Raw genomic sequence first — 22,975 nt, 5'->3', positions numbered from 1 at the left:
ATAAAATTATATTATTTATAGAAAAAATACGTTTAAAGCAAAAAAATAATTACTTTTATCCTAACCAAGTAAACAATTCGTTTTGAGAACTACTCTTAAACCTGTTATCGCTTAAAATTAGCCTTCAGAAACCGCAGGCTAATTATTCTTTCGTTTGGGTAACTCTACCCGAACAGGTTTTCATTTAATCCTATCATTTACTGTATTGCCAATGAAGGCAACTGTATCTCTGTTTCTATTCTTTACAGGCAACTGTTCAGAAGAAAATAGGAGAGGGTATTTTCTATTCAATAGCTGTACTGATTTTGTAATGCGTGAATAATAGGTAAAAAATTACTGAAGAATATTAAGCACAAATTATAATGAGTATAGAGTATACGTGGGTAATCAAAGCGAAAAATACACCCCTTTTTAAAAAGAAATGCAACCATTGTGACAGCGAAAGGTTTCATTGCAGTGATAAATTCAGGCTGAATGCCCAAAAAAAGAACATCGATATCTGGTTAATCTACAGATGTGTAAAATGCCACCACCGATACAATATGACAGTATTTTCCAGAATCAGAACGGAATCTATCAGTAAGGAAAAATTTAATCAACTTTCTGAGAATGATGTTAATTTAGTCTGGGAATATGCTTTTTCCCACGAAACAAGACGAAAAAATAATGCCGAAGCAGACCTGTACAGTGTGGAATACGAAATTCAGTTTGATGAGGTTTCGGTAGAAGAGATAACTTCTTGTGAGGATGAAATGCTGAGTTTTACCATCAAATATCCTTTTGAATTTAATCTCAGATTATCGACGGTGATCAGAACCTGTTTGAACCTTTCATCAGGTAAGCTAAATCAATTGATTGATGCAGAAGCTATTCTCGTTCATGAAAGACCTTTACAAAAAAAACATAAAGTTAAGAATGGAGATGTTATCAGGATTCATAAGGATAAACTGAAGACGATCTTATGGAAGGAAGAGCTATATGATGAAGTTGCTGTAAAATAGCCTTAATCAAAAGGATCGCTTCATCTGAGGCGATCCTTTTATTTTATTATTCAGAAGAAATGATTCTATGAAGAAAACTCATCCAGCATATCTGCTGAAGGAACAAAAAATAAAGTTCCTGTCTGGGCGGTACTGAAATCCAGGATTCTGTCGTAATTCCCTTCAGGATCACCAATGAACATATTCGTCAGCATTTTTTCTACTGTACTGAATGTGCTTGCATAACAGATAAAATAAGTACCCATTTCATTCGTAGAAACATTTCCAAAAGGCATATTATCTCTCACTACCTTAAAATCATCACCTACATTGGCCAATGCAATATGGGAGTTTTTAGGCTTTACTTCATCATCCATTTCAATATCCTGTTCCTTTGATCTTCCGATCACTTTTTCCTGATCTTCCACAGAAAGAGATTTCCAGGCATTCATATTATGGATATATTTCTGGACAAAAAGATAACTTCCGCCTTCGTATTCAGGATCTGCATCTCCAATAACAGCAAAATAATCACGGTCTTTACCATGCGGATTTTCTGTGCCATCTACAAAACCTAAAATAGATCTGCTGTCCCAATAACGGAACCCTTGAACCTCAACTACACAATCAGAAATTTCTGTCATAAAATCCGAAATCGTGGAAGCCATATCATACGCCAGACTTTTTTCATCAGAACGAATGTGAAAATGAATATCTCCTCTCGTACTTACTGCTGTATGTTTACTGCCTCTTATTTCTTCAAATTTTTTAAACTCTTTGGGTAACGGATTGGGTAAGTCAAGCTGTAACCAGGCTTCATAGCCAATTCCCAGAACACAGCTTGCTTTAGAATTGGGAAAACGGTCAAGTGCCGAATTATTAAGGTTAGTGACTAATGCACAGACTCTCTGGAATACCGATTTAACTTTTGAAGGATCTGCATCCTGTTTGAAATTCCATACCAGAAAATAAGTATTGTTGTTAGGATAGTCGGTGACATTTTGAGAATTCATGTTTTTTTGTGTTTCGTTTGCAGGCATTTTTACTGTTTCTAATGAATCAAATTTAATAAATGATAATGGTACCTCATCACTTTATTCTTGAGATAAACAATTTATGACAATTTTTTCACAAATTACCGTAGAGACTTTTATATTTTCTGACAGTATACAAGCCGTAAAATGAGTATTATTGTAATAAAATTAACCTTCAATACATAATATGGGGCATTGGGAGATTTTTCTGTTATTTTTGATAATTGCTTTTGTCTATTCCTCGGTAGGATTTGGTGGTGGTTCCAGTTATTTGGCAGTATTGGCAATGTATAGCCTGCCATATCAGGAAATCCGTTTAACAGCGTTGATCTGTAATGTGATTGTTGTAGTGGGAGGCGTATATATTTACATTAAGAACAAGCAGATCGATTGGAAAAAAGTATTGCCCATAACGTTGGTGAGTGTTCCTATGGCCTATTTGGGAGCCATACTGAAAATAAGTCAGGAAACTTTCTTCCTGATCTTAGGAATCACACTCATCATAGCTGCCGTCTTATTATGGATTAAAACGGAAACCAAAAACATAGAGAAATTGCAACAGGATTCAAAATCAGCAGTCTTTGGGAACAGTCTTTTGGGAGGCGGAATCGGGTTTTTATCAGGACTGGTAGGAATAGGAGGCGGAATTTTTCTTTCCCCTTTACTGAATCTGATGAAATGGGATACACCAAGGAAAATAGCAGCCACTTCCAGTGTGTTTATACTGGTGAACTCTGTATCAGGCATTTTCGGACAATTATCAAAACTTTCTATAGATATGGATTATTTCAGGATCTTAAGTTTATGTCTTGCCGTTTTTATAGGCGGACAGATCGGATCCAGAATGTCTCTGAAATGGAATCCCTTAGTTATAAAAAGAATGACTGCCATTCTTGTATTGGTGGCAGGAGTAAATATTCTCATGAAATATTGGTAAAAATTTAGTTTAAAAATAAAATGAAACTTAAAATATTGGCTTTTGGAATAACGAAAGATATTTTCGGAGCATCAGAAAAAGAACTGGAAGTTGAGGTTGGTCTGAATGTCAGGCAATTAAAAGAAAATTTAGAAAAAGATTTTCCTCAACTTATAAAACTGAAATCCTATTTCATTGCTGTGAATGAAGAATATGCTGAAGACGCTCAGATCCTTATAAACACAGACGAAATAGCCATCATTCCTCCTGTAAGTGGAGGTTAAAACTTAAGCATTCAGAAATAATTCATGCATTCGTGGCATTATTTACCACAAACACAGGAACAAAAATACTGTGTAGAATCAAAGTTAAAAATGTAAAGAAATGATTGATATCAGAATAACAGAAGACGCATTAAATATCACCGAATGTCTTGATCTGGCCCAGGATCTGAGCAGTGGTGGGATTGCAACTTTTATAGGAACTGTTCGTAACATTACTCAAAATAAGTCTGTTGTCCGTTTGGAATATGAATGTTATCAATCTATGGCCACAAAAGAAATTAAAAAGGTAGCAGATCAGGCCACGACCCTGTTTTCTGTACGAAATATTGTTGTTCATCATCGTACCGGAATTTTGTTTCCAGGTGATGCTGCTGTAATCATTGTGGTAAGTGATGGGCATCGGGATGCTGTTTTCGATGCATGCCGTTACGTTATAGATACCATAAAGAAAACGGTTCCTATATGGAAAAAAGAGATTTTTGAAGATGGGGAAGAATGGGTTTCGGCTCATCCGTAATTGAAGACCGGAAATTCGTATATTTACTATAACAGATTATTCAGATATGAAAACCAATACATTAGAAAATAAATCTGTACAGAAAATAGAGATTGTCAAAGTAAAAGAAGACAAAAGTTTTCCTTATACAGACGATATTTCTGTAGAAGAACCGCTGGAGATCCGGATTTCTTATGGCTCAAAAGGTCAGAGGGAGAGTAAAAATATATCTGTAACCATGAGAACTCCCGGTAATGATGCAGAATTGGCTGCAGGATTTCTATTTACAGAAGGAATTATTTCAGATGGAAATCAAATTCAAAATATAGATCATCTACAGGCAGAATGTTCCAGGAACCGGGAAAACATTATTGTAGTGGAGCTGGCTGAAGATTTTGTTCCTCATCTAAAAAATGTTGATAGAAATTTTTATACCACCTCCAGTTGTGGAGTATGTGGGAAAGGCTCTATAGAATCAATAAAAACCGTAAGCACTTTTCAACATATCGAAAGAGAACAACATATCTTATTATTTGAGGTGTTGTATAAGTTATCCGATAATTTACAGTCCTTTCAGAATAATTTTAGTGCTACAGGCGGAATCCATGCCTCAGGGATTTTTGATTTTGAAGGACAGCTGATGGCTCTAAGGGAAGATGTAGGAAGACATAATGCATTGGATAAACTGATCGGACATGCATTATTTACCGGGCAACTTCCATTGAAGGACAAAATCTTAGTGCTCAGTGGCAGGGCTAGTTTTGAGCTTATTCAAAAAGCAGCTATGGCAGGAATTTCTTTGGTGGCAGCAATAGGAGCTCCATCCAGCCTGGCGGTAGATGTAGCAAAAGAATTTGATATGACATTAGTGGGATTCCTTCGTGATAACCGTTTTAATATTTATAACGAGAGCAGTTTCCACAAAATTGTTGAAAAATAGATTATAAATGCCACGAATGCACGAATAAGATTAGTGGATAATAATAATGAAGTATCCTAAAAGATGTAAAATAAATATAGATAAGTAGCTATGAGCACAAAAACCATTCGTGCATTCGTGGCGAAAAAAATAAGAGATTTAATAATCCATGATCTATGAATCCGTGGTAAAAACAGAAATAAACAAATGAAAATAAGAATAAAAGACAACTCCATCAGATTCCGTTTAACCCAATCTGAAGTCTCAGAACTGGGAAGAAACGGAATGGTTTCAAGCTTTACAGAATTTGTAGACAGACCTTTCATTTACACTATAGAGAAAACAAATGATACTACATTATCAGCAGCATTTATTGAAAATAAAATCGTGATGAAAATGCCGGAAGCTATGGTTGAAGAATGGATATCTACAGATATTGTAGGATTTGATGGGCAGGCTGGCCTGGTAAAACTTTTGGTAGAAAAAGACTTTGTCTGCATAGACAATACGATGGAAGATCAAAGCGATAATTACCCGAATCCCAGTCTTAAATGTTAATCACTTTACAAAATAAAAGGGTATGGAAGAAAATAATAAAAAGAAAGTAGAAGAAGAAATTGGCAGAGAACCCAATGCCGAGAATCCATTCACTTTACTTGACCTTAAGTTGACCCATGTGGAAAAAGCAGCCGCAGGAGTTCCTGCTGTGATGGCTGCTTTTAGTGATTTATTTGAAGAAAAAGCACCTATCCGTGGAATGAGAGCGCTGTTCAAAATGAATCAGATGGGAGGTTTTGACTGTCCAAGCTGTGCCTGGCCGGACCCTGATGATGAGCGTTCCGTTCTGGGAGAATATTGCGAAAATGGAGCAAAAGCCCTGGCAGAAGAGGCTACTACTAAAAAAGTGACACCTGAGTTTTTCAAACAGAACTCTGTGTACGATCTGGCAAAATTAGATGATTATCAGATCGGGAAAATGGGCAGACTTACCGATCCTATGTATCTGGCTCCCGGAGCAACTCATTATGAACCTATCAGTTGGGATCATGCCTTTAAAAAAATAGCAGAACATTTCAATGCGCTGGAATCTCCGCATGAAGCTGCTTTTTATACTTCCGGCAGAACAAGTAATGAAGCATCCTTTGTTTATCAGTTATTTGCAAAGGAGTTTGGAACGAATAATATGCCCGACTGTTCCAATATGTGTCACGAAACTTCAGGTTCTGCACTCCGTCCAACCATTGGAATTGGGAAAGGAACCGTAACATTGGAAGATTTTTACGATGCTGAAGTCATTGTGATCATTGGACAAAATCCAGGAACCAATGCCCCAAGAATGATGAGTGCGCTGGCAAAAGGAAAGAAAAATGGAGCTAAAATTATAGCGGTCAATCCATTACCGGAAGCTGGATTAATGGGCTTTATTAACCCTCAGAGTGTCAGGGAAGTTCTTGTTGGCGGGGTGCAGTTGGCAGACCTTTATTTACCTGTAAAGATCAATGGAGATATGGCTTTATTGAAAGCATTGGAACTTCTTTTAATCGAATTTGAGAAACAAAACCCGGGTCAGGTTTTTGATGAAGACTTCATTAAAAATAAAACAGTAGGGTACGAGGACTTCATGAAGCAGTTTGATCAGTATAAACTGGATGAATTGGCTAAACTTTCAGGAGTACCGAAGGATGCTATCCGTCAGGCCGCAGAAATGATGGCTTTCAAAAAGAAAATTATCGTCAGTTGGGGAATGGGGCTCACTCAGCAACCTAACGGAGTAGATATGATCCGCGAAATACTGAATATTCTTTTGCTGAAAGGAAGTATCGGTAAACCGGGAGCTGGTGTTTGTCCGGTTCGTGGTCACAGTAATGTTCAGGGAAACAGAACGATGATGATTGATGAAAAACCTACGGAAGAACAGCTTGACCGTCTGGAGAATTTCTATGGTTTCAAAGTTCCCCGTAAACATGGATATGATGTAGTGCGGGCCATAAAAGCCATTCACGAAGAAAAAATAAAGATGATGTTCTGTATGGGTGGGAATTTTCTTTCTGCCACTCCGGATACCACATATACGGCCAATGCTTTGAGAAAACTTAATTTGTTGGTATGTGTTTCCACTAAGCTGAATAGAGGACACCTTGTTCATGGTAAAGAAGCTTTAATTCTTCCTACTTATGGGAGAAGTGATAAAGATATTGTCAATGGTGAAGTCCAGATTATTACAACAGAAAACTCTATGGGTGTTGTTCAGAGTTCAAAAGGAATGTTGGATGCTATATCAGATAACCTCATCAATGAAACTCAGATCGTATGCCGCATGGCAATGGCTACATTAGGAAACCGTTCCGTAGTAAATTGGCAGCGTTATCATGACAGTTACGATGCAGTAAGAGATGATATTGAACAATGTATTCCCGGTTTTACAGATTATAACGTCCGTGTCAGACAAAAAGGAGGATTTTATCTTCCCAATGCGGCAAGAGACGAACAAAGCTTTTCGAAGGAACTTGGCGGACGTGCTCCATTTACACTAACAGAAGTACCGGATAATAAGCTGGCTTCTGATGAATATATGATGGCTACAACCCGGACTCATGACCAATTTAATACGACTATTTATGGGCTAGATGACCGTTATCGGGGAATTAAAAATGAACGCCGTGTGATCTTCATGAACCAAAAAGATATTGATAAAGCAGGATTTAAAGCAGGAGATAAAGTAGATCTTTTCAACTATGATGACGGGATAGAAAGAGTAGCTCCTTTATTCATTATTGTATCCTATCAGATTCCTGAAAAGAATACGGTCACTTATTTCCCGGAAACCAATGTGTTGGTCTCTGTCAATAATGTGGTGAAGGAAAGTAATATGCCTGCATCCAAGTATGTGAAAATCAAGATTAAAAAACATGATCCTGAAGTGTATAAAAAAGTAGATGAAATGCTGTATCAGGGAGCCATCCAAAGACCATAATTATTCTTATATTGTTGTATGAAAAAATACTGCCTGTAGCGATGTTGTTACTCTCTGGCTGGGCATTCTGTCAATCCGGATTCAAACTTAAAGTGAGTGGGGAAATTCCTGCACCTTTAGAATTGAGTCTTGCGGATTTATCAAAGATGCCAAGAAAAGAAGCTTCACTTAAGGACAAAGATGGGAGCGTTCACATATATTCCGGAGTTGCTGTTCAGGATATTCTCGCAAAAGCGGGAGCTCCTTCAGGAAAGGAACTTCATGGCGAAAATATATCAAAATATGTATTGGCAAAATGTGCAGATGGCTATCAGGTTTTATTTTCATTAGCTGAGCTGGATGCTTCTATTGCAGATAAAAACGTGATTGTTGCAGACACCATTGACGGAAAACCTTTGGCAGAGTCAAAAGGTCCGCTTCGCATTGTTGCAGAAGGTGAAAAAAAACCTGCACGCAGCTCTTATCAGCTACAGTCTTTAGTGATAGGTCAGATTAAGAAATAAATTTTAAGATAAAAGCTTTACAAGAAACAGTATGATTATAAGGAAGAAGGAACATTGGTTTAAAATGCTTTTTGTATGGCATGGTTCAGTATTACCAGGACTGTTGCCACGGCTTTTTTTGCTTTTTATTTTATCGTTGGGTGTAGTGTATCTGCGTGGGGTTATCTTTTCCTTTAAAATACCGCTTAATCCGGCACCATTAACGTTATTTGGTTTTGTATTGGCTTTATTTTTAGGATTTAAGAATAATGCCAGCTATGACAGATTCTGGGAAGGGCGTAAATTATGGGGTGCTTTATTGAATACAGCCCGATCATTAACCAGACAGGCTTTAACTTTAAAAAATACAAAAGAAAGCAAAGTTTCTGCCTCGGAATTTATCAAGCTGTTAGGCGCTTTTATTTTTGCTTTGAAACATCAGTTGAGAGGAACCGATGCTCATGAAGATTTAAAAGACAGATTGAATGAAGATCAGTTAAAAATAGTTTCTTCGGCTAAGTATAAACCTGCTGTCATTATGAGATTATTGGCAGAATGGGTTCAGCAGGCAAAAGAAGAAGGAAGTATAGATACCATTCAGCAAGCCCGTTTTGATGAAAATTTTGATAAACTTTCTGATATTGTAGGCGGGTGCGAAAGAATTGTTTCCACTCCGCTTCCTTACAGTTACCGTGTTTTATTGCACCGTACCGTATATATTTACTGTTTTCTTTTACCCTTCGGACTGGTTGATTCATTGAGATGGTTTACACCGCTTATTGTGGTGTTTGTTGCTTATACATTTGTTGCATTTGAAGCCATTGCAGATGAAATTGAAGAACCATTTGGTACGGAAGCTAATGACTTGGCTCTGAACAGTATGTCTGTAATGATTGAGGAAACGATTCATGAAATGGCAGGAGAGGAGATTACCACTTCCAGGAAAGAGAAACAAACGATCATAGACTGATTTGGCAGATTGTAAACTTATGGAATCTTTGGAAAAACCGGTTATTTACACCATCGGGCACTCTACTCGCCCTTTGGAGGAATTTTTAAAAATGTTGAAATCATTCAATATTGAAGTTCTTGCTGATGTACGGAGATTTGCAGGTTCAAAGAGATATCCGTGGTTCAGCAAAGAAAATCTTGAGAAGGTATTGCCTGAAAATAATATTGAATATATTCATTTTGGAGCATTGGGAGGCAGGAGAAAAGTTCAGCCTGATTCAGTCAATAGCCGTTGGAGAAACGAATCTTTCCGTGGATATGCTGATTATATGGAGACTGAAGAGTTTACCAAAGCGATTGGAAAACTGGAAACCATAGCAAGGACAAAAACAACTGCTTTTATGTGCTCAGAAGCCGTATGGTGGAGCTGCCACAGATCTATGATCTCAGATTACCTCAAAGCAAAAGGTTGGGATGTGGAGCATATCATGAATATTGAAAAAACAGAAGAACATCCTTACACCGCCCCTGCAAGAATCAGCAATGGCAAAGTCTTCTATTCGGATGCAAGTTTATTTGATTAAATAGATACTTTATGTCATTGCGAGCAAAGTGAAGCAATCTTACTTACTGGAAATTATTAGTTTTTAGCTTCCTGTTTGTTATTCCGTAGGAATCTATACTATAATAGTCTAAAAACAAAGTTGAGTTTCTTACGGAATGACAAAGCACTGTGTTGATTTTCATGTATGTAAAAAAAGATCTTATTCAACTAAAAATTATTCGTGCATTCGTGGCTAATAAACATTTTGTCCCTTTTGGCTTTATTGAACCTTCTATTTGCAATTAAGAAACTAGCGTGGTATTTCATTAATACCATTTTTCAAAGAAAACACTTCCTTTTCAGGAAATTCTTTTTTAATTTTCCTCACAGCTTCCATACTTCGTTTACCAGACTGGCAATAAATAACAATAGGATTTGAAATTGAAGAAATAAAGGAGAAATGTCCTTCCAATTCATCCAACGGAATGTTTTTTCCGCCAATATTAAAATTCTGATGCTCTTCTTTTGTACGAACATCTATACTTTCAAAGTTTTTCTGATGCTGCATAAACTCTTCACAACTCATGAGTTGGACACTTTGAGTCAGGGCTGTAATCTGAGCAGAAGTCTTTCTTAACTTAATAATTTGCGTTCTGCCATTCATCACATTCATCATCCATAGTTTTCCTGCTAAGGTTTCTTCAGATCGGATGAGGTATTTTATGGCTTCATTAGCTTGCATACAGCCTATCATTCCGGCTAAAGGAGGAATGACACCGCCTTCTCTGCAGTTAGGAACCTGAGACTCTTCTGCGTTAGGAAAAACATCCCGGTAATTGGGAGAATAGGTACCGTCCTTTTGCAAAACATTCCAGATGCTTACCTGACCCTCATGTTGATAAATAGCTCCATATACTAGAGGTTTTCCAGATAAAACACAAGCATCATTCAATAAACATTTGGTTTCAAAATTATCGGTTCCTTCAATGATGAGGTCAAACTCCGAAATCAGTTCCATCACATTGGAAGAAGTAATTCGCAGTCTATAAGGAATAATGGAAACAGAAGGGTTTTGTAGTTGTAATCTTTTGGCTGCAACATCTACTTTATAAGTTCCTACATCCTCAGGTGTATATAAGATCTGACGATGGAGGTTGCTTAAAGAAACAAGATCATCATCCACAATACCAATGGTCCCTATGCCGGAAGAAGCCAGATATTGAGCAGAGGGACATCCTAAACCTCCCATTCCTACAATAAGAACTCTTGCATTTTTCAGCAGTTCCTGAGATTCAATACCAAACCCTGGTAAAGCTATCTGACACTGATATCTTTCAAATGATGTACTCATAATCTGTTTTTTTTCTTTTAGCCACGAATGCACGAATTTTTAATGTTTACTATTCAGTTTATTCCTTTTAACTTATTTCTAAGAATCCTTAATTATAGATTCTAATTATTACATCTGAGAATCTTATTCGTGCATTCGTGGCGTATATTTTTCACAATCATCTGCTTAATTAGCGTAATCTGCGAGACATAAATTATATCCACAAGCTATTACAGCATTCAATTTTATCGCAGATAAAATCCTTGCGCCTTAAAAGTATAAGCAGACCATCAATTTGCGCCTTCGCGTTTCCAAAAAAGTTTCCAATAAAATTAACTTTTCAGGATTCGTTGCGCCTTTTCAGCATCTTCAGGTGTATTCACATTCATTAAAGCATCCGGATTACCCGGTTTTAAAATAAGCGTATCACTATTGATTAAAACCTTTCGCGGACAGGTATTTCCCATTCCCAGAAAATTAAGTAACAAAGGATAGCTTTTAGGCTCCCAAATCGTAATTAAGGGTTCAGGTAATCCATCAAAAGGACTTTCATAAGTAGTAGCTGCCTTTTCAGGATTTCTTGATTGTATTAGATGTTCCAAAGATTTTGGATCCAATAAGGGCAGATCACAGGCTACAACCAACCATGCTTTATCTCTCTGAGCCCGCAATGCTGAAAGAATTCCGCCAAAAGGTCCCATATTCAGGAAAGTATCGGTAAGAGCTTTATAATCCCGATCAAAGTTTTCCAGCTGATCCTGTCGGCAGGAAATAAAAACCTCATCACAAAACGGCGCCAGAAGATCAGCTGCAAAATAACGCTGTTCCTTTCCATGCCATTGAAGGAGATCTTTAGCTGTTCCCATTCTTACGCTTTTTCCACCAGCGAGAACAAGGCCGTTGATTTTTGGAATTGTATTATGCTCTTCTGAAATCATTTTTTCCACCTGATTTTTCTATTAATTTAATTTCTTTGATGACAATATCATGGCTCAATGCTTTACACATATCATAAATAGTAAGGGCTGCAACAGATGCTCCGGTCAATGCTTCCATTTCCACACCGGTCTTAGCCTTTATACTGGCTGTACATTGGATAACAATATCGTTTTGATTGTTCAGCTCTATCTGTAAATTACAGTTGTCAAGTCCGATAGGATGACAAAGAGGAATGAGTTCACTCGTCTTTTTAGCCCCCATAATTCCTGCAATAATGGCGATCTGGAATACGGAGCCTTTTTTTGTTTGGAAATCGTCTTTTTGCAAAGCCTCCAACACATTGTTGGGTAAAGAAATAATGGCTTGTGCAACGGCTTTTCTCTTGGTAACATTTTTTCCGCCAATATCTACAATGGCAGGTTCTCCGTTTTTATTAAGATGGGTAAATTCTGACATATATTCTTTTTTAAAACACTGATGGGAATTTTTTTGCAACGAATGCACGAATTTTTTTATTGCGCTTTCCTAATTAAACTGTACTGTTGAGTAATTTAATAATAATTCACAATAATCAAAATATTCTCAGCATTGTATTCGTGCATTCGTGGCATCTTTACAAGTTATTTTAATCATTATACTTCCATACCCGATATACTTCTCCCTTTTTAAAACTATTCTGCTCCAAAGGAAGTTCCATAAAAGCGTTTGTGTCCGCAAGATGAGAGAAATCCCCTGAACCATTTGTATTCACCGACTCAGCAGTGAGCTGCCCCAATTGATTCGTACCAAGTTTCACCTGAACAAAATATTGCAGGGAAAAGGGAACTTCGATATCGTTTTGTAACACTGCGAACCCAGGAGAGCATCCGGATATTTCCAAAGACTTTTCCAACCAGGGAATAAAATACCGATGTAAGCACATGAATACAGAAACAGGATTTCCCGGAAATGCAAAAACAAGTTTCTGAGTATTACTTGTACCAAACCAAAATGGTTTTCCCGGTCTTTGTTTTATTTTGTGAAAAAGCTTTTTTATCCCAAGTTCCTCGCAAGCCTGGGGTAAATAGTCGAATTTTCCCATAGATACGCCGCCACTCATAAGGAGAACATCATATTTATTAATACAACGGGAAAGTTCTTTTTTTATCTCTTCATAATCATCATTGAGATGAAGGGTATCTGCTTCAATATGATATTTTTTCAAAACAGACTGTATGGTGATTCCGTTGGAGCGTCTTAATTGATAAGGAGAAGGGATAGATTCCGGACTTACCATTTCATCTCCCGTAGAAATAATGATAATCTTAGGGAGTTTTTTTACTGCTATAGAAGTTTTTCCAATAGAAGAAGCGATCCCAATGATGGCAGGAGTAATTACCTGATGGGCTTTTACCAATATTTCGCCCCCTTTTTTATCTTTCCCTTTCAGATGGATATTTTGCCCTTTTTTAATCTCAATACTAAGGTTTGCAATTCCATTATAGATTGCTATATCCTCATATCGGATCACAGTATCCACTGAATTATCCAAAGCAGCGCCGGTCATGATTTCTATACATTCTGCTTCTGAATCAATAGACACAGAAGGCTCTCCTGCAGACTGTATAGCTTTGATAGGGAAGGATCGTATTCCTTTTTCATAAGCCGTATAGCGGATGGCAATTCCATCTACGGTAGGGCGGTTAAAAGGAGGTAAATCCCTGTCCGCAGTAAGATCTTCAGCCAGGACTCTTCCTAATGCCTGGTCGTAAGCAATATATTCAATTCCAAAATCATTCTTCTGGGAAAGTATAATATCTTCTGCCTGTTGTACGGTGATCATTTCCATAGTTATCCTCCTATTGTAGCCATAGACTGATGAATGAATGAAGCGTTCAGACTTTGTTGTTCCGCTTCCCATCCGTCTTTGGGTTTATGATGTATACTGTTGATAATTATATTTTTTAATTCGTCATCGGTTACACCTGAACGAATCATATCTTTTAAATTGATCCCACCGCCTTCGTACAGGCAGGTTCTCAAAATACCGGAAGGTGTAATCCGTATTCTGTTGCAATCTCCACAGAAAGAACGTGTATACGCTGCAATAATGCCTATATTTCCTATAAAACCTGGTATTTTGTAATGATAAGATGTGGAACTTTTAGGATCTTCCAATTTTTCAATTCCGGGAAAATGAGCTCTGATGTGATTATAAATTTGCGGATAAGTCCATTTCGGGGTTATATCACTGTTATTATTTCCATTGAATGGCATTTCCTCAATAAAACGTACATCTACCGGAAGTTCTTTTGTAAGCTGAACCAGAGGAATAATATCTTCTATGTTCTGATGATCCATAACTACCGTATTAATCTTTACCTTGATGTGATGTTTCAATAAACCATCCAAGGTTTTCATCACCTTATCGAAGCTTTTGCGGCGCGTAATTTTGAAAAAACGATCTTCATCCAATGTATCAAGACTGAGATTGACAGATTTTATTCCAAATGCTTTAAGCTGTGGAATGTATTGTTCAGTGAGAAGCCCGTTTGTAGTTAAACTGAGATCCGTAAGTCCTTTAAGCTCCAAGATTTTTTCGATAAGACTGACGCAGCTTTTTCTGACAAAAGGTTCTCCACCCGTAATTCTGATCTTATCTACACCAAGATCCGTAAACACAGCACATATGCTGAGCATTTCCTCATCTGTCATCAGGTCATTCTGCTTTATCCATGCAAGCCCATTTTCCGGCATACAGTAAGTACATCGGAGGTTGCACCTGTCCACAACAGCCAGCCTTAAATAATTGATATGTCTTCCGAATTTGTCTGTTAACATAGAAGTAAAGCAAAAAGAACTTACACAAATATACTTATTGTTTTAACGAAAAACTAAAAATATAAATTTTGAAAACGATGTGTGGAAAAATAGAATTGAAGGTCTTAAAAGCAAGATATATAAGGAAATAGAACCTGGTCTTATGGGGTTTTAATATTCTTATTGACAGCAAACAATATGAATATACGATATTCTTATCACGGTTTCTGATATTTCCAGACGAAGAAGAAGAATGTATCTTTGCACGCTGCTAAAAACAACAGGAAATAGAAATATATCATAATGGTCATTGATGATATATGAGGTATTTTCATAAATTAGTATTGAAAAGGGTTATATGATAATAGATAAAGAGTTGATTAATAAAAATTCAGTAGAAGAGGTATTTAAAAAAGGAATTGACGTTGTTTTTCAGGATGAGATCAGTGGTGATTCACTCAACTTTTTTCCTGAAAACTGTTTTACCATTATCTTACTGGACCAATGTGAGGGAGGGAAATGTACAACCGGTCTTAATCAATATGGGTTGAAAGCTCAGCAACTATTCATACATCTTCCCAAAAGAGAGTACAAATGGGAACTGGCTCCTCATACTGTCGGAAGAAGGCTTATTATTAATGATGCTATTCTTAAGACATTTTCTCCAACGCTTAAATTTACTTTTTCTTCTTACAGTAAATACGAAATGATAGAGCCTGATGATGAAACCTATCACAGATTCAGTCTTGAATTTAATGCCATCAGGAAAGAAATTGCTGCTGATGTTGTTTTTCCGGAACTTATCAATGCAAGGGTACGTCTGTTAGCACTTATTATCAATCTTTGGGTAGAACATGCTTATGGAAATAAGGCGCTGAGTACGCCGGATAATCTGGCTTTTCGTTTTCATATGTTGGTGGATAAATATTATAAAACGCAAAAGAATGTAGCTTTTTATGCTGACGAGCTATGCATTACTCCTAATTATTTGGGAGTGATCTGTAGAAAACAATATACAGTTTCACCTCTTGAGTTTATTAAAGAAAGAATTATTCTTGAAGCTAAAAACTTGCTTCACAGTTCAGACAAATCCATTAAAGAAATAGCTTTTGAGCTCGGTTTTCAGAATTTTTCTCACTTTTCTTATTTATTCAGAATAAAAAGCGGATCCACTCCGAAAAACTACAGGAAAAAGCTGGAAGAGACCAAATTGGATTCAGAATAAATCTCAGACAGACGGAATACATTTCTAAATTTTATCTTAGATAAAATTCTTGCACCTTAAAAACGTATTGAAAAGAAAAAAATAGACCTCTGCGTTTTCCAACATGAATACTTAAGTTTATTAATAACAGGATAATCAGGTGCAATAAATGATCTTCAGGATATTTAGCCACGAATGCACGAATAAGATCATTCGTGCATCCGTGGCAAAAAATAAGCGTTTCAAAATTTTATCGGAGATAAAATCCTTGCGCCTCAAAAACGTGTTAAAAGGAAAAAAATAGCGCCTTTGCGTTTTCCAACTAATCCCACTTATTAGCAACTGAAACCGCATATTTTCCTGCTCCGGTAAAGAAGAAGCTTATTCCTACTAACATATAGATCACCAATAACTCCAAAGCCCATCCACCAAAATCATTAAGTTTGAAAATATTAGCTGTCTGAGCAAGAATTGTTGCAGTAAAGCAGTTTATAGCGAAAATTAAGCCTGCCAGACGCGTTCTGAAACCTATCATCAGCATAACCGGAGCTATAAGTTCTCCCGCAAATACTCCGTAAGCGAAGAATGAAGGAAGGCCGTGCATCGTGAGCATATCCTCAATAAATCCGATTCCGTGAATCAATTTGTTAACTCCATAAACTGACATGGGAAATCCGATAGCTATTCTGCTGATTAATAGTCCTAAATCAATGTTTTTTTTCATTTTATTATTATTTAAAAGTTATATTTTACAAATGCCCCTACATTTTCAAGGGTCTTTTTTGCGTTGTTGAACTGGTCGAAATTGGAGGCCACTCCATACATTATTTTGTCCTGTTTTACCCCCAGACGGATAAACTGTAACCCTCTCGGATAACCATCGTTATCCAGATTTCCAATGGCTAGCACACTGAAGTACCCCTGAAGGTTTTCTTTCAGATAAGGAGTGTATTCAAATGATACCGACTGTTCAAGAGAAAATCCTTTCTGATAGGTTGTTCCGATGGAGTAGGAAAGGGAATAGGTGGGCTTGGCAATCCGGTATTGTACATAAGCGCTGAAGAATGCACCCGGATTTTTGATACCGAATGCTGCATTTACGCTGAATCTTTTGGTAAAACTGTAAGCAAGAGTATTTCGGATGAAGAATATATTCTCTTTGTCTTTGGTATATTCTGTATCAAATAGAGTGAGATTATTGAGCTTAAGCCGATCATTGAAATAATAATTGACATTATGCATATAGGTATAGGAGCGGTGTCCTAAAACAAGGTCCGGAGTAAAGTTTAGTTTCTGTGCATTCAGGCTTAGAGAGACTGATGCAAGAGCTGTTATGGCGATAATTTTTGCCTTCATATTGCACTCATTAAATTTCTGAGAGCAAAATTATTCAGGCAGGGACGGAATAAACTTAAGATATCTTAAGAAACGTCAGACAGGTGTTTTTTCCTTAAATAACTGAGATATTCTACAGTGATTCCAAGATAGGATGCAATCATGTACTGTGGAAAACGCTGTTCAATATTACGATAGGAAGTAACGAAATTTCTGTACTTGGTATAAGCATCTACTCTTGAATGTTCAAACGTTCTTTCCTGCAATGTAACATAGGCAGACTGCATTTTCAGGCGCCAGAATTCCGAGATGGCAGGAATTTCTCTGTATAATAATTCAAGGTTGGTTTTACTGATCTGAACGATGGTAGCCTCTTCATTAGCCTGAATAAACATTCTTGAAGGAAGCTCACTCAGATAGCTGTACAGATCATTGATCCACCAGTTTTCAATACCGAGCTGAGTAATATTTTCTTTGCCTTTTTCATCAATATGATAAGCATACAGGCTTCCCTGGGCAATAAAACGCATATGTCTTGAAATTTGTCCTTCACGAAGCAGATACTCTTTCTTTTTTAGCTGAATAAATTCCAGTTTTTGAATCACAAGAGCAATTTCTTCCTCTTTTAAAGGGACTATTTCCTGGAAATGTTCTGTAAGCTGCGAAATAATAATATCTGTATCCATAATGAAGTTTCAATATCGTCTGTCTTGCTTATTAACAGACAGATTAGGGCCAAATTTACGTAAATATTATGGCTAATGTCAAGAATGATTAATAGTAAGATTAAATGCTCAAATAGACTGAAGATTGGATGGTTAAATTTTACTATCTTAACTGATGTAATTGTAAACCATCAGAATATGAGTCATTTTGATAACGAATTTCAAAAATATCTTGCAGAACTGGTTGAAACAGGTTTTGAATTTGTCAGTAGTAATTCAGAAGAAGTAGATGCTGTTTATATTATCGGATTGATAGAATCTGGTTATTTTTATAAAGTATTTTATGAAATCAATGGTTATCTGGTAAAATCCCATAAAGTGAATGAGGTATCAGATATGCAGTATGACATCAGTAACGAGAAGGCTTTTGGAATGCTGAATAAAGGAAATCGGATATTGAAGAATATTGAAGACCTTTTCAAAAATGATGGGCGGGAAGTTCCGGTGATGTTTAAGTTATCCTATCATCCTAAAACAGATAAATTCAATAGTGATTTTAGTTATCCTAAAATGTTTACAGGCCATACAACAAAAACAGCACAGGATGTATATGAAGAATGGTTTGTCCAGATGGAGAGTTTGAAAGGATAATATTTTAATTTTGTAGACAATTAAAAGATGGGTATGGCATTCATAAACGATATAGGTAAAATTATATTTTTTCTGTTTCTGTTGTTGAGTTTTTTCCTGATTACAGCAAAATCGGAAAGAAAGTTGCCTCATTATCTGTTCGCTGCATTTCTTTTGGTTTCTGTAATAGATCTGTCCGGTTTTTTTCTGCCGGCTCCTCATAACAGGATTATTCAGGGATTGAAAGTATCCAGTATTTTATTGCAGATGCCGCTGTATTATCTGTATGTAAACTCTGCATGTTATTATAATTTTAAGCTTCAAAGAAAGCATTTGCTGCATGGCCTGCCGTTTATATTCTTTTCATGCTTATTCAGTATTTCCGGAATTTCGGAACAGGCAGATCAAATGTTTGATATCGTTTCAACCCTTCAGTATTACTGTTATATCATTGCTGTATTCTGGGTATTGAGGTTTTTCAGAAAAGTGTATCAGGAGAATTATTCAGACAATCATCATTTTACTTATAAGTGGCTGTTTCAAACGACTGTCATTTTTTTGATTGGTAACATTTTTGTGCTGTTGAGAGGTTTTTTAAAGGATAATAATACTGTTTTTATAGGATTATATACCTTTTCTTCAGTATTTGTTTTATTCGTGATCAGCTGGTTGGTATTGAATGCCTTATATCGTCCCAGTCTATTTGCAGGAATCGATAAAAACCTGACTCCTGTAAAACCTGTAAAAGAAATCAAAGAGGAGCCGGAACAACTGAAAATACTTATAAGTTTTATGAAAACGGAAAAGCCTTATCGGGATGATAAGCTTACCTTACAGAAACTGGCAGAGCAGATGAACATGTCTGAAAAACAGCTTTCCCAGCTCATTAATCAACATACGGGTAAACATTTTTTTGACTTTACAAATGAGTTCAGAATCAATGATGCAAAGGTTCTTTTAAAAGAGAATCTTCAACTTACAGTACTGGAGATTCTGTACGAAGTAGGATTTAATTCCAAATCATCTTTTTACACAGCCTTTAAAAAAGAAACCAATCAAACACCTACAGATTACAGAAAATCAGTGAGTTTGTCGATGTCGGGCTTTAAATCAGACTGATTTTCCTCTATAAAAAAGTCCGATTTCAATTATCAGATATTTAAATTGATACAAAATTTCTGATTTGCTTCATCATTTAAAACCAAATATAATGAAGCTATCAATTCAATTTATTTTATTCCTTTTTAAATTTTGGAATATGGTCCGGACAGTCTTAGGGAGAAAAAAATGATACTTTTTTTAGATATCCACTTGGACAAATGGGAAATGGTTTCTCAAATATTTTCACTTAAATGATCTCTTTTTAATCATAAATCATCCTTTTTCATAGGGAAAAGAATCCTTTGTTTTGGAAATGGAATACTATTTGTAATTCAATACCGAAACATGAAATGGATAGAATTTATTAGCAATCAGATATTTATGTTGAACCTATAAATGATTTAAAATTTAACAATTATTACCTTTAAATAATAAAAAAATGTTCCCTCCTCAATTAAACAGAATATTTTATTCATATAATCTCCTCTTTTTTCTCCTGTTGTGCTACACCGGATCTGCTTATGGTCAGGGTGTATTTTCACATCAAAGGTTCGATAGTATTCTGTTGAAGAAAACAGAATCACTCCGGATTCAGGGAGATTATGAAAATCTTGTGCGCCTTAATAAAGATTATCTGAATCTGGCAGAAGAAAAAAACTATAAGGAAGGAATTATTCTTTGTTATATCAATATTTCCAATATTTCAGCCACCATCGGAAATTATAAAAGAGGGCTGTCTTATCTTTCCCTTGCTGAAAAGGAACTTAAAAAGATCAATAATCCGGTTTTAAAAGCAAGACTTTATCAGGAGCATGGCCAGCTGAATGGAGTCATAGGACTCTATAAAAGTGCTCTTGATCTGAATGCGAAAGGCTTATATTATTTAAAAAATATTACGGATAAGGAGAAAAGAAAATTTTACCTATACAGGCTTTATGCCAATAGGGCAGACTTTCTATATAAAGCCAATAAAGCAGACTCAGCGTACATTTATTTACAGAAAGGAAAAAGGATTGACGGACAGGGAGTTCTGCTGAATACACTTTTGGCCAAACACCATTTAATGTATACTAAAAGAAAAGATTCTGCTCTGATCTATCTTCAGAAAGCTTCAGATAAGATTGTAAATACCGGTAAAGTGAATGTTCAGAGTGGGTTTGTATATTTAACCTATGGAGATTATTATTTTGCGCTGGAGGATTATAAAATGGCACTGGAGTATTACACTAAAGCTTTGGATTACTACAGTAAGACGAACAGAATGTATAATATTCCGGGAGTTTATGAATCCATAGCTAAAACGTATAAGATGCTGAATGATCCTCAGAAGGAAGAAGAAGCCATGCAAAAATATACAGATGAAAAAACGGAATTGGAAAATATTCAGAATGAAGCGATCAATATTTCAATAGATCATATGCTGAATGATAAAGAGGAAGAGTCTAACGGCTTTCAGCAGAAAATTTATCTTTATATTGGCTTTATTGTTATTTTGTTATTGGTTGTATTTATCTTACTCTACAAGCATAACCGGGCATTAAGACAAAAGAAAAATCAATTTAAAAGTGAAGCTCTTTCGCTGAAAAACAGGATCAATGATTCGTTTGATGAATTAGTAGTCCTTGTCAAGAAGAATGACTCTACATTTTTAACAAGGTTTCAGGAAGTCTATCCTGAATTTTGCCCGAAACTTCTGGAGATCAATTCAAGGCTTGGCGCTTCTGAACTGGCATTCTGTGCGATGATAAAGCTTAATTTTACGTCAAAGGAAATTGCAGAATATACCTTTATTCAACACAAGTCTGTACAGCAGAAAAAACACCGTTTAAGGAAAAAACTGAACGTTCCTACCGAACAGGAGCTGTTTATTTTCTTTGATTCTTTATAAATACAACATTAAAATAGAAAGAACTTCTTCCAAAAAGAAGAACACCTTTACTGCTCTGGATTTTTAAATAACTGCAAGCAATGTAGTATATGTGTGGTAGCTGAAGATTCTGAATATTCATGTATTGTTTCTGATTAATATAGGACAGGTATTATGTGGTAAATACTTAAAAAGGAAAAAATAATTTCCAGACTTTTCCTTACCCTTGTGTTAAAATGAGAGAGTCTTCATTTTCGTGGACCAGATTCAACGTGTTTTTTATAGATTTTTATCGATAAATGGCCTTATTTAGGGGTGCGACAGCAAATGTGGTATAAATGTAGTATGATAAAATTGTGGTTTTTTTTAATAAGTTTTTAAAATTTGCAAAACCAAAAGAGGGGCAAAAATAAATATATTAAAAAATAATAAAGATTCTAAAAACACAAAGCGAAGCCCCTCTTTATGATGAATGGAATTAATGAAAAAATAGGGTTGGAAAATTATAAGATAAATTTTAATGGACCAATAGAACTACATCTAAGGAAAAATAAGTAAATTAATTCGATTAAATTAAACATATATGAAAAACGTAAAACGATTTATTACAGCAATGACAGTTGTTATGTTTGCTTCAGTAGCTTCGGCACAACTTAGTCCCAAAGGTGCAGACAAGGATAAACATGGTTGTAAAGGATCTGCAGGATATACATTTTCAGTGATAAAAAATGACTGTGTAAGAATCTTTGAAGAAAAAATACAGCTGAAAGAAGTAGATAATAAAAAATCTTACATCTCTAATGCTGCTGTAATTCTTAGCGAAGATGGAAAAAAAGCAGAAATATTTCTGCCTTCATCCGATGGAAGTTTGGTACTTGATAAATTAGCTTCTAAAAAAGCCGTAGTGTACAAAAAAGGACAGTATATTTTGACAAAAAACAAAAATGCTTATACATTAAAACTAGCGAACAAAGTAGTTTTTAAAAGCTAAAAATAATCTTCATTAGTATTAAAGCACAACGATTTTAGATAAAGTGCTTAAAGGCTGTCTCAAAATGAGGCAGCCTTTTATGTTTTTGAAAATCACCCTTTATTTATCCTGTCCGATATCCAGGCGGTCAAACTTTCCTTCCGTATTTTTATGAAATCTGAAGAATACCGGAAATGTTCCCCATTGTCCGGCTTTAAAATTACCATAAATATCCTTGCCATCATTTTCTACACGGTCTATACTGAGAAAGACTTCTTTACCCAGTGCATTGGCAAAAAAAGATTTAAAATCTACCTTATTGCCATCATCAGTCATGGCCGGGTTTTCAATGAAGAAGCTATACCAGCTTTTATCTCCCGTCTGAAGAGCTTCTATTGCCTGTTTTACCTGTGAGTCTGTTATTTTTGATACATCCATTGTCTGTTGTTTTTTTGAAGTTGGTGTTGAGATTTGTTTTTCTTTAATGGTATTCTGACCACAGGCTGTATATGAAAGTCCTATAGCCAATAGTATTGCAAAATTGGAATATTTCAT

General features: G+C 35.9%; 25 protein-coding genes. 15 read left to right on the top strand and 10 right to left on the bottom strand.

The features are described 5' to 3' along the window. Positions 1-362: 362 nt before the first annotated feature. Positions 363-1,001, top strand: a complete 639-nt coding sequence (locus M2372_RS17225) for a DUF1062 domain-containing protein (protein WP_123319445.1) — start codon at positions 363-365, stop codon at positions 999-1,001. Between the two features lie 65 nt (positions 1,002-1,066). Here the strand turns inward: M2372_RS17225 and M2372_RS17220 are convergent, their stop codons facing one another. Further along, entirely contained in the window at positions 1,067-1,993 is a 927-nt protein-coding gene (locus M2372_RS17220) for a Dyp-type peroxidase (protein WP_123320092.1), read from the bottom strand. A 208-nt stretch (positions 1,994-2,201) separates the two neighbouring features. On the opposite strand from M2372_RS17220, the gene M2372_RS17215 reads away from it, so the two are divergent. From M2372_RS17215 to M2372_RS17175, 9 genes are all read left to right on the top strand, one after another. After that, positions 2,202-2,951 (top strand): sulfite exporter TauE/SafE family protein, encoded by a 750-nt coding sequence (locus tag M2372_RS17215; RefSeq protein ID WP_123319444.1) that lies wholly within the window; start codon positions 2,202-2,204, stop codon positions 2,949-2,951. Positions 2,952-2,971: 20 nt separating this feature from the next. Continuing rightward, a complete protein-coding gene (locus M2372_RS17210) occupies positions 2,972-3,214 on the top strand; it encodes a MoaD/ThiS family protein (protein WP_123319443.1) in 243 nt (80 codons plus the stop codon). 100 nt (positions 3,215-3,314) lie between these two features. Continuing rightward, the gene (locus tag M2372_RS17205) at positions 3,315-3,731 is read left to right on the top strand and encodes a molybdenum cofactor biosynthesis protein MoaE (RefSeq protein WP_123319442.1); all 417 of its coding nucleotides are present in this window, start codon (positions 3,315-3,317) and stop codon (positions 3,729-3,731) included. A gap of 46 nt (positions 3,732-3,777) precedes the next feature. Further along, the gene (fdhD, locus tag M2372_RS17200; RefSeq protein WP_123319441.1) at positions 3,778-4,650 is read left to right on the top strand and encodes a formate dehydrogenase accessory sulfurtransferase FdhD; all 873 of its coding nucleotides are present in this window, start codon (positions 3,778-3,780) and stop codon (positions 4,648-4,650) included. A gap of 186 nt (positions 4,651-4,836) precedes the next feature. Then, complete coding sequence (locus tag M2372_RS17195) at positions 4,837-5,187, top strand: DUF7009 family protein (RefSeq protein WP_123319440.1); 351 nt, start codon at positions 4,837-4,839, stop codon at positions 5,185-5,187. A gap of 22 nt (positions 5,188-5,209) precedes the next feature. Next, the gene (locus M2372_RS17190) at positions 5,210-7,603 is read left to right on the top strand and encodes an FdhF/YdeP family oxidoreductase (protein WP_123319439.1); all 2,394 of its coding nucleotides are present in this window, start codon (positions 5,210-5,212) and stop codon (positions 7,601-7,603) included. A gap of 41 nt (positions 7,604-7,644) precedes the next feature. Further along, positions 7,645-8,106, top strand: coding sequence for a molybdopterin-dependent oxidoreductase (locus M2372_RS17185; RefSeq protein ID WP_123319438.1), 462 nt, complete (start codon positions 7,645-7,647; stop codon positions 8,104-8,106). Between the two features lie 31 nt (positions 8,107-8,137). Next, positions 8,138-9,055: a bestrophin family protein gene (locus tag M2372_RS17180; protein WP_123319437.1), complete on the top strand. Its 918-nt coding sequence runs from the start codon at positions 8,138-8,140 to the stop codon at positions 9,053-9,055. Between the two features lie 19 nt (positions 9,056-9,074). After that, complete coding sequence (locus M2372_RS17175) at positions 9,075-9,620, top strand: DUF488 family protein (protein ID WP_123319436.1); 546 nt, start codon at positions 9,075-9,077, stop codon at positions 9,618-9,620. A gap of 270 nt (positions 9,621-9,890) precedes the next feature. On the opposite strand, the gene M2372_RS17170 is transcribed toward M2372_RS17175, so the two are convergent. The 5 genes from M2372_RS17170 to moaA all read right to left on the bottom strand — a co-directional run bounded on the left by M2372_RS17170 (position 9,891) and on the right by moaA (position 14,669). Then, on the bottom strand, positions 9,891-10,931 hold the full coding sequence (locus M2372_RS17170) for a HesA/MoeB/ThiF family protein (protein ID WP_123319435.1): 1,041 nt from the start codon (positions 10,929-10,931) through the stop codon (positions 9,891-9,893). 311 nt (positions 10,932-11,242) lie between these two features. Further along, the gene (locus M2372_RS17165; protein ID WP_123319434.1) at positions 11,243-11,848 is read right to left on the bottom strand and encodes an NTP transferase domain-containing protein; all 606 of its coding nucleotides are present in this window, start codon (positions 11,846-11,848) and stop codon (positions 11,243-11,245) included. After that, positions 11,829-12,305, bottom strand: coding sequence for a cyclic pyranopterin monophosphate synthase MoaC (gene moaC, locus M2372_RS17160; protein WP_123319433.1), 477 nt, complete (start codon positions 12,303-12,305; stop codon positions 11,829-11,831). Before moaC ends, M2372_RS17165 begins: the two co-directional genes overlap by 20 nt. 169 nt (positions 12,306-12,474) lie before the next feature. Further along, complete coding sequence (locus M2372_RS17155) at positions 12,475-13,749, bottom strand: molybdopterin molybdotransferase MoeA (protein ID WP_228455708.1); 1,275 nt, start codon at positions 13,747-13,749, stop codon at positions 12,475-12,477. Beyond that, the gene (moaA, locus tag M2372_RS17150) at positions 13,680-14,669 is read right to left on the bottom strand and encodes a GTP 3',8-cyclase MoaA (RefSeq protein WP_123319431.1); all 990 of its coding nucleotides are present in this window, start codon (positions 14,667-14,669) and stop codon (positions 13,680-13,682) included. The genes M2372_RS17155 and moaA overlap by 70 nt, the downstream gene beginning before the upstream one ends. Positions 14,670-15,006: 337 nt before the next feature. On the opposite strand from moaA, the gene M2372_RS17145 reads away from it, so the two are divergent. Continuing rightward, the gene (locus M2372_RS17145; protein WP_123319430.1) at positions 15,007-15,873 is read left to right on the top strand and encodes an AraC family transcriptional regulator; all 867 of its coding nucleotides are present in this window, start codon (positions 15,007-15,009) and stop codon (positions 15,871-15,873) included. Between the two features lie 301 nt (positions 15,874-16,174). Here the strand turns inward: M2372_RS17145 and M2372_RS17140 are convergent, their stop codons facing one another. The 3 genes from M2372_RS17140 to M2372_RS17130 form a co-directional block, all read right to left on the bottom strand. Then, positions 16,175-16,576, bottom strand: a complete 402-nt coding sequence (locus M2372_RS17140) for a DoxX family protein (RefSeq protein WP_123319429.1) — start codon at positions 16,574-16,576, stop codon at positions 16,175-16,177. Between the two features lie 11 nt (positions 16,577-16,587). After that, positions 16,588-17,208, bottom strand: coding sequence for a hypothetical protein (locus tag M2372_RS17135; RefSeq protein WP_123319428.1), 621 nt, complete (start codon positions 17,206-17,208; stop codon positions 16,588-16,590). Between the two features lie 65 nt (positions 17,209-17,273). Then, entirely contained in the window at positions 17,274-17,873 is a 600-nt protein-coding gene (locus M2372_RS17130) for a Crp/Fnr family transcriptional regulator (RefSeq protein WP_115969046.1), read from the bottom strand. Positions 17,874-18,050: 177 nt separating this feature from the next. Between M2372_RS17130 and M2372_RS17125 the strand changes: the two genes are divergently transcribed. The 4 genes from M2372_RS17125 to M2372_RS17110 all read left to right on the top strand — a co-directional run bounded on the left by M2372_RS17125 (position 18,051) and on the right by M2372_RS17110 (position 22,441). Next, complete coding sequence (locus M2372_RS17125; protein WP_148060753.1) at positions 18,051-18,503, top strand: hypothetical protein; 453 nt, start codon at positions 18,051-18,053, stop codon at positions 18,501-18,503. Between the two features lie 33 nt (positions 18,504-18,536). Next, the gene (locus M2372_RS17120; protein ID WP_185018800.1) at positions 18,537-19,601 is read left to right on the top strand and encodes an AraC family transcriptional regulator; all 1,065 of its coding nucleotides are present in this window, start codon (positions 18,537-18,539) and stop codon (positions 19,599-19,601) included. A 421-nt stretch (positions 19,602-20,022) separates the two neighbouring features. Beyond that, positions 20,023-21,471: a hypothetical protein gene (locus M2372_RS17115; RefSeq protein ID WP_123319425.1), complete on the top strand. Its 1,449-nt coding sequence runs from the start codon at positions 20,023-20,025 to the stop codon at positions 21,469-21,471. 562 nt (positions 21,472-22,033) lie between these two features. After that, positions 22,034-22,441, top strand: coding sequence for a hypothetical protein (locus tag M2372_RS17110; protein ID WP_228455706.1), 408 nt, complete (start codon positions 22,034-22,036; stop codon positions 22,439-22,441). A gap of 99 nt (positions 22,442-22,540) precedes the next feature. Here the strand turns inward: M2372_RS17110 and M2372_RS17105 are convergent, their stop codons facing one another. Further along, positions 22,541-22,975: a hypothetical protein gene (locus tag M2372_RS17105; RefSeq protein WP_228438509.1), complete on the bottom strand. Its 435-nt coding sequence runs from the start codon at positions 22,973-22,975 to the stop codon at positions 22,541-22,543.

This window comes from Chryseobacterium sp. BIGb0232, from assembly GCF_024810195.1.
GTDB classification, from domain to species: Bacteria; Bacteroidota; Bacteroidia; order Flavobacteriales; family Weeksellaceae; genus Chryseobacterium; species Chryseobacterium pennae.
The sequence above is the reverse complement of the archived record's forward strand: the minus strand, read 5'-3'. Positions and strand labels throughout refer to the sequence as shown.